This is a genomic window from Streptomyces sp. RK9 (genome assembly GCF_045070545.1).
GTDB lineage: Bacteria > Actinomycetota > Actinomycetes > Streptomycetales > Streptomycetaceae > Streptomyces > Streptomyces alboflavus.
Genome location: NZ_CP173705.1, coordinates 534,516 through 546,656, shown reverse-complemented (window position 1 = coordinate 546,656; position 12,141 = coordinate 534,516). Strand labels below are relative to the sequence as shown.

The window sequence follows — 12,141 nt, the reverse complement described above, 5'->3', positions numbered from 1 at the left end:
GCTGGCGATAACACCCAGTACGGGCGTATTCACACCTTTTGCCCGTCGCGATCAACTTCTTTGCCGCCGCTCACCCCAACGAGGATCGCGATCACCCCATCGAGTGAGGCGCGGTCTTCGACAGAGCGTGTACGCGTGACTACCGTCGGTGTCCATGCCGCGCTTCTCAGTCGTCGTGCCCGCCCACCGCGTCCAGGGCTACCTGCGGGAATGCCTGGAGTCCGTCCTCGACCAGTCCTACGAAGACCTCGAACTCCTCGTCGTCGACGACGCGTCGCCGGACTCCTGCGCCGCGATCGCGGCGGAGTATGCGCAGCGCGACCCGCGCGCGCAACTCGTCCGGCTCGCCCGACGGCAGGGCACGGGTCCCGCCCGCGACGCCGGCGCGGCCCGCGCCACCGGCGACTGGCTGCTGTTCCTCGACGGCGACGACGTGCTGCTCCCCGGCGCGCTCGCGGCCCTCGACCGCGAGATCGCGCGCGCCGAGCGGGCCGAGCGGGCCGAGGGGGCCGAGGGGGCCGAGGGCGACACGGTCGCGCCCGGCCTGGACGTGCTGCTCTTCGGGCACGACCGCACCGACTGGTGGGAGACCGTGCGCAGACCGGCGGGCGAGGACGTCACGGGCGATCCCCTCGCCGTCACCGTCGCCGCCTGGAACCGCGTCTTCCGGCGGTCCTTCTGGTCCGCGCACGGCCTCGCCTTCTCCCGGGGCGCCTACGAGGACGTGGTGCCCGTGCACCGGGCGACGCTGGCCGCGGGAAGCCGCGTCGGCGCGCTCGACCGGGTGTGCGTGCGCTGGCGCGAGCGGCGCGGCGGCAGCTTCGCGAAGTCGCCGGGACGGGAGCACTTCGCGGTGATCGGGCGGTACGAGGAGCTGTTCACGGACGGCGCCGGGGCCACCGACCGCCTCTACCTGCGTGCCGTCGACCACCTCCTGGCCGTCCTCGACGACCCGGGCCGGATCGCGCCGGGCGACCGCTCCGCGTACTTCCGGGCCGCCGCGGGCATGCTGCGCGCCCACCGCCCCGCCGAACGCCCGGCCATGACGGAACGTCAGCAGGCCCTGGTCCTCGGCTCGTACGCGTCCTACCGCGCCCTGACCCGCGCGGGCGGCCGCATGACGTCCGTCCGCGCGGCGCTCGCCCGCCGCAAGAAGTCCGTCCGCGCCCGCGCCATGCGCGTCAGCTACCACGCCGACCTGCGCCGCTCCCTGGACCCGAACCTGGCCGTCTACGGCGCCTACTGGAACCGCGGCGTCAGCTGCAACCCGGCCGCGATCCACGCCAAGGCCCGCGAACTCGCCCCCCACATCCGGGGCGTGTGGGTGGTGTCGAGCCGCCACAAGCACCGCGTGCCGCCCGGCGTCGAGTACGTCATCGAGGGCTCCCGGCGCTACTGGCGCGCGATGGCCCGCGCCACCTACCTCGTCAACAACTCCTCCTTCCCCGGCGGCTTCACCAAACGCCCCGGCCAGGTCTACCTCCAGACCCACCACGGCACCCCCCTGAAGAAGATGGGCCTGGACCAGCGCCGCTACCCCGCGGGCACGCACGGCATCAGCTTCCAGAAGGTCCTCGACCACACCGACCAGTGGGACTACAGCCTCTCCGCCAACCCGCACTCCACGGAGGTGTGGGAGCGCGTCTACCCGGCCGCGTACCAGGCCCTGGAGGCGGGCTACCCGCGCAACGACGTGTACTTCACGACCGGCCCCGACGCCATCGCCGAGATCCGCGCCGGCCTGGGCGTGCGCCCCGGCCAGCGGGCCCTCCTCTACGCCCCGACGCACCGCGACTACCAGAAGGGCTTCCTGCCCCGCGTCGACCTGGAGCGGTTCGCGACCGCGCTCGGCGAGTCCTGGGTCGTCCTCGTCCGCGCGCACTACTTCTACGGCGCCGACGCGGGCCTCGCCGACCACCCCGGCCTGCTCGACGTCACCGGCCACGCGCGCGTGGAGGACCTGTGCCTGGCCGCCGACGCCCTGGTCACGGACTACTCGTCACTGATGTTCGACTACGCCTGCCTGGACCGCCCGATCGTCAGCTACGCCCCCGACTGGCAGGCCTACCGCCTCGCCCGCGGCACCTACTTCGACCTCCTGTCGGGCCGCCCGGGCGAGACCCCCGGCGCCCTCGCGACCACCGAGGACGAGCTGACCGCGCTGTTCCGGGACGGCGGCTGGGACACGGACGCGACGACGGGGCTGCGGAAGGCGTTCCGGGAGCGGTTCTGCCCCTACGACGACGGGGGCGCCGCCGAGCGGGTGGTGCGGCGGGTGTTCCTCGCGGATCACCCGGACACCGGCCGCTCGTAGGGCGAGCGCACCGGGAAGTACGCCGTCAGGAACGACCGCACGGCGAGCGCCGTCTCCTCGTCGGACATCCCGCTGTCGGGCGACTCGCCGATGCAGAACGCCGTCTTGTTCCGCGACTGCAGGAGCTGCCCGAGCCGGGCGTGGTCGGCGCGGCTGCCGATGTCCACGAAGTCGTACGACACCGAGCCCGGCACCGCGCGGCCCGTCACGTACGCGTAGTGCTGGTGCAGGGACGAGACCAGGGAGTGGTCGGTGGTGCCGCGGAAGCGGGCGCGGGACGTCGCGGCCAGCTCGTCCGCGTACCGCTCGCCGAGCTCTTCGAGGATGCTGCGGCGCAGCGCGTACGGCACGTGCAGGAAGCAGTGCGTGGCCGTGCGGCCGAAGTCGCGGCGCAGCAGCTCGCGGTTGTTCTTCGCCGCCGCCAGATAGCCCTCGTCCGCCGCGTCCACCGGCAGCCCGGGCACGGACGCCGACGACCAGAAGAACTTGGGCAGGCCGGAGCCGAGGAAGAAGGTGCCGGGGGTCGTCGGGCGGCCCAGGAACATGTCGTCGTTGAAGTAGAGGAAGTGCTCCGCGAGGCCTTCGATGCGGTGCAACTGGGTCTCGATGGCATGGGAGTTGAAGGTCGGCAGGGCGGAGGGGTCGGCGAACAGGTCGCGGTGGTCGACGACGGTCAGGCCCGGGTGGTCGCGGTCGAGCCAGTCGGGGACCTGTCCTGCGGTGACGAGGTACACGTGCCGCACCCACGGTGCGTACATCGCAAGCGAGCGCAGGGAGTAGCGCAGCTCGTCGCGGTTGCGGAAGCGGACCGTGCCGCTGTCCGCCGAGGAGTCGGCGTCGTCCGTGCTGCCGCCGAGCGCGGCGGCGCGGGCGGCGCGCCAGTCGGGGTCGGAGTCGTCGACCCAGGTGTAGACGGCGTCGACGGGGAAGTCGGCGTCGTTCATGAGGCGCTCGGTGAAGACGTCGAGGGTCGGGTAGTCGCGCGCGCCGACGCGCAGGCGGGCGGTGGGGGCGAGGGAGGGCAGCTCGGCCCCGGCGAGGGTGCTGCCGAAGGGGGCGCGGCGCCACGACAGGTCGGGCGCGGGGGGCGCGGCGGGGGCATCGGGGTCGGCCTCGGCGTCGGGGGAGTCCTGCGCTTCGGTGGCCCCGGGGTCCTGGACGCGCGGCCAGAACGCCACCGTGCACGCCTGCTGCACCCCGTGGCGCAGCGACAGCGTCGTCGTGGTCACCGGCCTGAACACCTTCACGCCCGCCAACTCGCCGATCCCGTCGAGCCGTTCGGCGAGGACCGCGCCGGGCGCCGCGTCGCGCGGGTTGACCAGCTCGGCGTAGACCGGCTCGCCGTGCAGCGCCTCCGCGAGGGCCTTCAGGGCGCGGTCGCGGTCGTCCTCGGCCACGGCGAGGGTGTGAGCCGTGCCGTCGGTGCGCACCAGGACGTAGGGGACCTGCCGGGATTCGAGGGCGGTCGCGGTGACGTCGAGGTTCCACTCGGCCATGCGCGGCGCGAGCACGTCGTCCCTGCACTCCGCGAGGCGGCCCACCGAACGGATCACCCGGCCGTCGGGGGCGGCCGCGATGATCTCGTCCTCGCGGGCCCGCTCGTCGGCGCCCGCGTCCGCGTTGAAGGTGTGCGGCGCCGTCGGCCGGAACCCGCAGCCGCCCGACGCCACGCCCAGCGCCACCCGGTCCGCGCGCCCCGCGAGCCGCTCGGGCCGGTCCCGCCCCGTTACGAGCCGCGTGTACAGCTCCTCCCACAGCGCCGTCACCCCGGCCGAGGAGAACCGCGCGTACACACCCTCCCTCGCCGCCCGCGCACAGCCGCGCCGCAGCTCGTCGTCCGACATCAACTCGTCCATGGCGGCGGCGAGTTCACCGATCTCGCCGGGCGGCACGAGGAGTCCGTCCACCCGATGCCGGACGATCTCCGCCGGTCCTGTGAGCACGTCGTACGTCACCACCGGCACCCCGGCCGCGAGCGCTTCGAGGAGCACCAGCGGGAACGCCTCGTTGTGGCCCGCCGTCATCAGGGACAGGCCCGCCTTCGCCCACTCGGACGCCATGTCCTGGCAGGGGCCGAGGAGTTCCACCCGGTCCTGGAGCCCGAAGGCGTCCACCAGCCGGCGCAGGCTCTGCTCGCGGTGCCCGCCGCCGAAGATCCGCAAGGACCACTCCGGGTGCGCGTCCGCGACCCGCGCGAACGCCCGCACGGCGTGGTCGACGCGCTTCTCGCCGGTCAGCCGCGCCGCCATCACGATGACCTTGCTCTCGCCGTCGGCGCGCGGCCGGAAGCCGTCCGGCACGGCATTGGGGATCACGGCGAGCTCCGGCGCGGTCGCGCCCAGGGACTCCGCGATCCAGTCCCGGGTCCGCCCGGTCAGCGTCACCAGGGCGTCCAGGCGCGGCGCGTGCAGGAGCAGCGGCTCGCCGGAGGGGCCCCGGCGCTGGGTGGGGCGGTGCTCCTGGTGGACGGTCACCACGCGCGGCGGCACGAGGCCGACGGCGGCGGCGAGCAGCGCGGGCGTCGTCGTCACCAGGACGTCCGTGTCGAGGGTGCTGAGGGCCGCCGTCAGCTCCACATCCGAAAGGCGGTCGAACGCCGACTCCCAGGCGGGCCTGATGAGTTCGCTCGGCAGCGCGGCGAGGGTCCGGCACGCCGCCTCGTCGAGCCGCGATTCCCGCACCGGCCGCTCCGGCGTCACCGTGCGGTCCACCAGATACCGCACGGGCACCTGCCGCGCCTCGGGGAAGAACGGCTCGGCGCGGGTGCGGAAGACCGAGACGACCTCGACGTCGTGCCGCTCGGCGAGGTGCAGCGCCTGGGTGTACGTGGCCAGCTCGGTGCCGCCCATCTCGTCGCCCCAGCCGAGCAGGTAGGTGATCTTCAAGACGTCTCCTCAGCGGGTCGCACGCGGTTCCGGCGGTTCTGGCGGGTAGGGCGCATCACGAGGTCTCCTCCGTGATGTCCAGGCAGGTCACGGCGAAGGCGCCGGACGCGGTCAGATGCGGGTGCGCGCGCACCAGGCGCCCCCCGGGCAGCGCGACCAGACGGAACGGCGTGGGGAACGCCGACGGCAGATCGCGTACGTCGGTCAGGCGCCGCCCGAGGCCAAGCTCGCCGACGCGGAAGTCCCACACCCACTGGCCCGGATCGGCGCCCGCCATCGCGCCGAGCGGCAGCGCGAAGCTGAACCGGTCCCCGTCCCAGACGAGTTCGACGGGCGCGACCAGGCCGTCGCGGCGCCGCACGGCCCGCGCCGCCCACCGCGTCAGGGCCTGCCCCCTGGGCCCGGCGACCACCCGCCCGTACACCGTGATGCCGTCCCCGCGCGGCACGAACCGCACCAGCTCCGCCCGCGGCCGCGACCGCGTGACCTGCACCGCGGCCCGCCCGCCACGACAGCGCACGACCCGGATCAGGGTGCCCGTGCGGGGGCTCGGCGCGTGCGGCGCGGTGGGGCCCGGCGGCGGGGCGCCGACGTCGGCGAGGGCGAGCCCGCGACGGCGTACGCGGCCGTCGGCGCCGCTCGTCGCGACGGCGAGCCGCCAGACGCCCTCGGTCAGGAGGGGGGTGGGGGTGCCCTGGATGAGAGGCGCGCGGGGCGTGCGGGGCGTGCGGGGCGTGCCGGGGGCGACTGGGGCGGCGTCCAGCGCGTCGCGCAGGGTCACCGTCGCCGTCAGGAGGGGGCCGCCGTCGGTGTCGCGCTCCACGGCCAGCGGGACGCGGAAGCGGCGGTGGCCGCGGCTGATCAGGAGCTCGGCGGTCCGCAGGCCGGGCTCGGGCGCGGCCAGCGCGAGGTTGAGGGTGCGGCTGTCCCGCAGCGACAGGTGCGCGGGCGGGGGCAGCAGCGCGTCCGGCCCGGTGCCCCGCCCGGCGGTGGCCCGCTCCAGGCGGAAGCGGGCGGTGCGGGCGAGGGCGGCGAGGCGGCGGGCATGGGGGGTGAGGGGGCCGAGCGGGCCGCGTGGGCCGCGCGGGCCGAGGGGAGGGCGGGGGCCGGGGGCGGGCCCGCGTGCGGGGTCGTGGCGCATTGCCCCACTTTGCCGCTATTAACCCAGAATTCATCGGTACGGCACGCGCCTGGTGCCTGACCGGGGCGGTGCGAGCGGCCGGGGAGGGGCGCCGGGCCGGGTGCGGTGGTTCGGGTTCCGTGGCTTCAGCTCGGCGGTCCAAGCGGCTCGGGTGACGTTCGCTGCGGCAGGGAGGCGCCCCGAAGGAGCGCGGGGAACTGCGCGACCAGCCACGACGGCGCCGCGGCAGAACGACGGCACAGCGCGGCACTTCCAGCAAAGCGCTTAGGCGCGGTGGTCAGGTCCGGTGGCTCAGGGCCTCCGGCCAGGTCCGGCGGTCAGCTCGGGCGGCTCAGGGCCTCCGGCCAGAACCGGCGGCTCAGGAACGAGACGAGGCCCCGCCCCTTGGGGCGTCGGTTGTCGCCGGTCCGCCGGGCCGGCTTGCCCGGCGGCTGCTGGACGGCCGTGGCCTGCGCCGCGCCCTTGCCCCGCTCCGCACCGGCGGCCGCCGCCGCACCCGGGGCCCCCTCCGCGCCCGCCGCCTGCCCCGGCACCGCCGAGGCGTGCCGCGACACCGGATGCGCGGGCATCCGCGCCTTCCCGCCGCTGATGCGGATCATCGGCTGCCCCGCGACCTCCTCCGCCCCGTGCCACATGTCGTCCCGGCCCTCCAGGAACGCCTTCAGCTCCCCGTGCACCGCGTCGTAGGCGCCCCACGTCCCGTAGAACTTGGTCGCCGTGATGCACAGCGGCTTCAGGCCGGTCGTGGCGACCGCGCCCCAGGTGGCGGCGGCGACGCCCGGGCAGTGCTCGGCGCGGAAGTCGTCCAGGACGACGATGCCGTCCCGGCGGAGCAGGCGCTGGGCGGCGGCGATGTCGGCGTGGACGTGCTCGTACAGGTGCGAGGCGTCGATGTGGACGAAGCGGCAGCTGTCCGCGCGGACGTGCGCGGTGATGCCGGACGAGGGCGCCTGCACGACGGCGGGCAGCTCGTCGTGGAAGGAGCGGTAGTTGGCCTCGAAGGCGCGCCGGGTGAGGGTCGCGTACGAGCGGTTCATCTCCTTGGAGTTGGCGTCGTCGGGCGCGGGCGAGTCGAAGAGGTCGCAGACCGTGAAGGTCTCGCCGGGGCGCAGGAAATCGCCCATGAAGATCGCGCTCTTGCCGAGGTAGACGCCGAGTTCGAGCAGGTCGCCGGGTTCCTCCAGGTCCCGCTGGCGGTTCAGGAACCAGTCGAAGAGCACCTGGTCGGCGGGGTGGAACCAGCCCTTCACGGAGGAGAGGTCGGGCGGGAGCGGCAGGTCGTCCAATTCCTGGGCGGACGTCGGTACGGAAGCGGAGGCTTCGGGCATGTCAAGTCCTGGAGTCGGGGGCAGTGCGCCGCGATCGACCGTAGTGGCCATGATCCGCCGGACACCACAACCGGCACGACACGCCGCCGAAGCGGCACGACACGCCCCCGACTCCTTGGGCCCCCTTTCCCCCGGACGTCACCCGCCCGTCACTTGTCGACGTCACCCGCCCGTCACTTGTCGACGTCGCCCGCCCGTCACTTGTCGACGTCGCCCGCCCGTCACTTGTCGACGTCGCCCGCCCGTCACTTGCCGAAGCCCGCCGCCCGTCACTTGACGGCGCCCGCCATGACGCCGGACACGAACTGACGCTGGAAGGCGAAGAACACCGCCAGCGGGATGACCATGGAGATGAACGCGCCCGGCGCCAGGATCTGCACGTTGTCGCCGAAGAACCGCACCTGCTGCTGGAGCGCCACCGTGATCGGCGGGCTGCCCGCGTCGGCGAAGATCAACGCGATCAGCATGTCGTTCCACACCCACAGGAACTGGAAGATGCCGAGCGAGGCGATCGCGGGCGCGCCGAGCGGCATCACCACGCGCAGGAAGAGACGCAGCTCCCCGGCCCCGTCGAGCCGGGCCGCCTCCAGGAGCTCACGCGGGATCTCCGCGAAGAAGTTCCGAAGGAGGAAGATCGCGAACGGCAGGCCGAAGGCGGTGTGGAAGAGCACCACGCCCGTCGTCGACTCGAAGATCCCGATCTCGCCGAACAGCTTCGCCACCGGAAGGAGCGCCACCTGCACCGGCACCACGAGCAGCCCGACCACGCCGAGGAACCACCAGTCGCGGCCCGGGAACTCCATCCACGCGAACGCGTACCCCGCCAGCGAGCCGATCACCACGACGAGCAGCGTCGCGGGCACGGTGATCGACACGCTCGTCAGGATCGAGTCGGTGATCGTCTCGTCCTCGAGCAGGTTGGAGTAGTTCTCGAACGTCAGCTGCGAGGGCTTGCCGAAGACCTTCCACCAGCCGCTCTCGCTCATGTCCTGCGTCGTCCGCAGCGAGCCGAGCATAAGACCGAGCGTCGGCACCAGCCAGAACAGGCCGACCACGACCAGGAAGACCCGGAGCACACTGCCGCTGACGATCGCGGCGATCCGGCTGCCGAGGGACTGCTTGGCCTTGACGACCGTGACCGGCTGCGCGGGCGGCTTCTTGGCCGTCTCACCCTGGGTGCTCATCGCCGCCCCTCCCGCCTCATGCGCCGCATGTTGAACAGCATCACCGGAATCACCAGGAGGAAGAGGAGCACCGCGATGGCGCTCGCCACGCCCGCGTCCCGGTCGCCGAACGCCGAGTTGTACAGCTGCACCGCGAGCACGTTCGCCTCGTCCTTCGACGAGCCCGGCGGGATCACGAAGACCAGGTCGAAGATCTTCATCACGTTGATCATCAGCGTGACCACGACGACCGCGAGGACCGGCGCGAGCAGCGGCACCGTGACCCGCCGGAACACCTGCCACTCGTTGGCCCCGTCCACGCGCGCCGCTTCGAGCAGCTCACGCGGCACGCTCGCGAGCCCGGCCGCGATCAGGACCATCGCGAACCCGGCCCACATCCAGATGTAGCTGCCGATGATGGCGGGCGTGATGAGCGAGGGGCCGAGCCAGTCCACACCGTTGTACGGCTCACGGAAGTTCGATGCGGGATAGCGCAGTTGGGCCCCGTCGGCCTCCTTCGGCAGGCTGAACGTCCCGTCGGCCGCGGCCTTCGTCGAGGCCACCACCTCGCCGCCCTTGACCGCCTCGATCTTGATGCCGGGGTAGCCGAACTCGGCGGCGTCCGGCGCGTTCAGCTTCCCCCGGCCCTTGCCGCGGGTGAAGTCCTGCCAGGCCGTGCCGGTGACCTTGCCCGGGTCGGCCGACGCGGGCTTCGCGGACTTGGCGTCGTCGGGCATCTGGTCCGGCGGCACACCGGTGAGCGGCAGCGCCACCGGCTCGCCCGCCCGCACCGGCTCCTTGGTGATGAAGGCGCCGCCGCTCGCGTTCTCCAGCGGGGAGCGCGCGCCGGGGTGGCCCTGCGGGAAGCCGGACGACTCGGCGAAGGTGTCGTGCACGCCCACCCACAGGGCGTTGGCGACGCCGCGGTCGGGGTCGGACTCGTACACGAGCCGGAAGATGATGCCCGCCGCCAGCATCGAGATCACCATCGGCATGAAGATGATGAGCTTGAACGCCGTGCCCCAGCGCACCCGTTCGGTGAGGACCGCGAAGATCAGGCCGAGCGCGGTGGTCAGCGCCGGTGCGGCCACCAGCCAGATCGCGTTGTTCTTGACGGCGGTACGGATCCCGTCGTCGGAGAACATCGTCTCGTAGTTGTCGAGCCCGGCGAAGTCACCGGCCTTGTCGAAGAAGCTGCGGCCGACCGAGTAGCCGATCGGATAGAGCACGAGCGCGCCGAGCAGGACGAGGGCGGGCAGCAGGAACAGCACCGCGACCGTCTTGCGGGTTCCGGTGACGCTCCTGCGGGGACCGGCCCCGCGCGGGCCGGTCTTGGAGGTGTGCGGCGTCGAGTGGGCCGGGGGCACCGCCGCGGTGCCCCCGGCATCCGGGGTCGTCATCGCCCCGTCAGCTCTTCTTGTACGCCTTGGCCGCCGCGTCCTCCAGCGTCTGCTGGGTGCCCGCGACGTTCTTCGGGTTCTTCAGGAAGTCCTGCAGCGCCTTCCACTCGCCCTTTCCGGGCGTGCCGCCGAAGGACTGCGGGGCCTGGTCCGACATGTCGAAGCGGATGTCGTCGCCCGCCTTGATCAGGGCGGCGGCGATGCCGCGCTGCACGTCGTTCGGGTACGCCTTCAGGTCGAGGGCCTTGTTCGGCGACACGAAACCGCCCGCCTCCGCCCAGATCTTCGCGGCGTCCGGGGTGGCCAGGAACGTGAGCAGGGCCTGCGCGCCCTTGCTGTTCTTCAGCGCCACGGCCGCGTCACCGCCGACGACGGCCGGCGACTCGTCCCCGACCGCCGGGAACGGGAACACCTTCGCGTCCTTGCCCACCTCGGCCTTGGTCTCCGCGATCGACAGGGACACCATGTCGCCCTCGAAGACCATGCCCGCCTTCGGCTGGTCGCCGCCGGTGAACGTCTGCTTCACGGACGCGGGGAACTCCGTCTGCAGGGCACCGTCGGCGCCCCCGGCGATGAACCCCTTCTTCCCGAAGAGCTCCCCGAGCGTCGTCAGGGCGTCCTTGACGGACGGGTCCGTCCACTTGATCTTGTGCTGGGCGAGCTGGTCGTACTTCTCCGGACCCGCCTGCGAGAGGTAGATGTTCTCGAACCAGTCCGTGAGGGTCCACGCCTCCGCGCCGCCGACGGACATCGGCGTGACGCCCGAGTCGTACACCGTCTGCGCGGTCTTCATGAACTCCTTCCAGGTCTTCGGCTCCTTGACGCCCGCGTTCGTGAAGACCTCGGTGTTGTACCAGATCAGGGACTTGTTGGCGGCCTTGAAGTAGACGCCGTACTGCTTGCCGTCCACCGCGCCGAGGTCCTGCCAGCCCTGCGCGTAGTTCTTCGTGAGCTGCTTTCGTGCCTCGGGCCCGACCGGCTTGGCCCACTTGTTCTGCACCGCCTGCTCGATCGCGCCGACCTGGGGCAGCATCGCCACGTCCGGCGGCTGGCCGCCCGCCACCTTCGACTCCAGAAAGCTGATGATCGGGTCCTGGGCCGGTACGAACGACACCTCGGCGCCCGTACGCTTCTCGAACTCGTCCAGGACCTTTAGGAACACCTTCCGCTCGGCGCCGCCCCAGACGGCGGCCACCGACACCTTCTCGCCGTCCAGCTCGGGCAGTTGCACGGCGGCCGCGCTCTCCTTGCCGCCACCGCCTGCCTTGTCGTCGTCCTTGTCGTCGCCTCCGCAGGCGCTGAGCCCCAGCGCGAGGACGCCGACGGCGGCGATCGTCTTGGCGGCCGTCCCACGCGTGCGACGAGCGCGACGTGTACTGGGTGTGCGTGTACGAAGAGTGCTGCGCATCACTGCCCCGTTCTCTTCCCCGACAGGTCCCGTTGCGTCTGTCTACGCCCGCGTGGTCAGGGGCGGCAAGATGGTCTACGGCGCCAAGTCGGTGATCGTGATGGCGTTGTGACGTGCCGTCATCTGGCGCGGGCGCCCTTGTGGACGAGGCCCGCCGGGGCTTCCGTACGCCTTTGGCCCCACCTGTTCCTGCGCGGGGGCCATGCCTTCCGCCCCACCGCTGACGCGGCGGTTTTCCCCACCCACCCACCCGTGACTGTGGAACGCGCCTTGCCCTTGCGGGCGGCGGGGTGGCTGGGGCAGTACCCCCCCGGCGCGGCTCGCGCCCCAGTGCCCTCCGTCCCACCGCTGCGCGGTGACTCTCCCGCCCACCCGCCCGTGATCGTGGGACGTGCCTTGCCCTCGCGGGCGGCAGGGTGGTTGCGGCCGCGTCGCCCGTGCGGCTCGCGGCCGGGGCGCCTACCGTCCCGCCGGGGTGGGGGCTGCTTGACTGCCGTCCCAC

General features: G+C 72.9%; 7 protein-coding genes. 1 reads left to right on the top strand and 6 read right to left on the bottom strand.

From position 1 onward, the window contains the following. Positions 1–154 precede the first annotated feature (154 nt). Positions 155–2,314, top strand: coding sequence for a CDP-glycerol glycerophosphotransferase family protein (locus tag AB6L24_RS39900; RefSeq protein ID WP_405664448.1), 2,160 nt, complete (start codon positions 155–157; stop codon positions 2,312–2,314). Here the strand turns inward: AB6L24_RS39900 and AB6L24_RS39895 are convergent. From AB6L24_RS39895 to AB6L24_RS39870, 6 genes are all read right to left on the bottom strand, one after another. After that, the gene (locus AB6L24_RS39895; protein WP_405664446.1) at positions 2,290–5,199 is read right to left on the bottom strand and encodes a stealth conserved region 3 domain-containing protein; all 2,910 of its coding nucleotides are present in this window, start codon (positions 5,197–5,199) and stop codon (positions 2,290–2,292) included. The genes AB6L24_RS39900 and AB6L24_RS39895 overlap by 25 nt on opposite strands. A 55-nt stretch (positions 5,200–5,254) precedes the next feature. Further along, positions 5,255–6,340 (bottom strand): hypothetical protein, encoded by a 1,086-nt coding sequence (locus AB6L24_RS39890; RefSeq protein WP_405664444.1) that lies wholly within the window; start codon positions 6,338–6,340, stop codon positions 5,255–5,257. Positions 6,341–6,657: 317 nt separating this feature from the next. Beyond that, positions 6,658–7,668: a class I SAM-dependent methyltransferase gene (locus tag AB6L24_RS39885; RefSeq protein ID WP_405664442.1), complete on the bottom strand. Its 1,011-nt coding sequence runs from the start codon at positions 7,666–7,668 to the stop codon at positions 6,658–6,660. Between the two features lie 269 nt (positions 7,669–7,937). Beyond that, positions 7,938–8,852 carry a carbohydrate ABC transporter permease gene (locus tag AB6L24_RS39880; RefSeq protein ID WP_405664440.1) on the bottom strand — a complete coding sequence of 305 codons (915 nt, stop codon included), beginning with the start codon at positions 8,850–8,852 and terminating at the stop codon, positions 7,938–7,940. Continuing rightward, complete coding sequence (locus AB6L24_RS39875) at positions 8,849–10,231, bottom strand: carbohydrate ABC transporter permease (protein ID WP_405664438.1); 1,383 nt, start codon at positions 10,229–10,231, stop codon at positions 8,849–8,851. The genes AB6L24_RS39880 and AB6L24_RS39875 overlap by 4 nt, the downstream gene beginning before the upstream one ends. A 7-nt stretch (positions 10,232–10,238) precedes the next feature. Next, positions 10,239–11,639, bottom strand: a complete 1,401-nt coding sequence (locus tag AB6L24_RS39870) for an ABC transporter substrate-binding protein (RefSeq protein WP_405664436.1) — start codon at positions 11,637–11,639, stop codon at positions 10,239–10,241. Positions 11,640–12,141 lie beyond the last annotated feature (502 nt).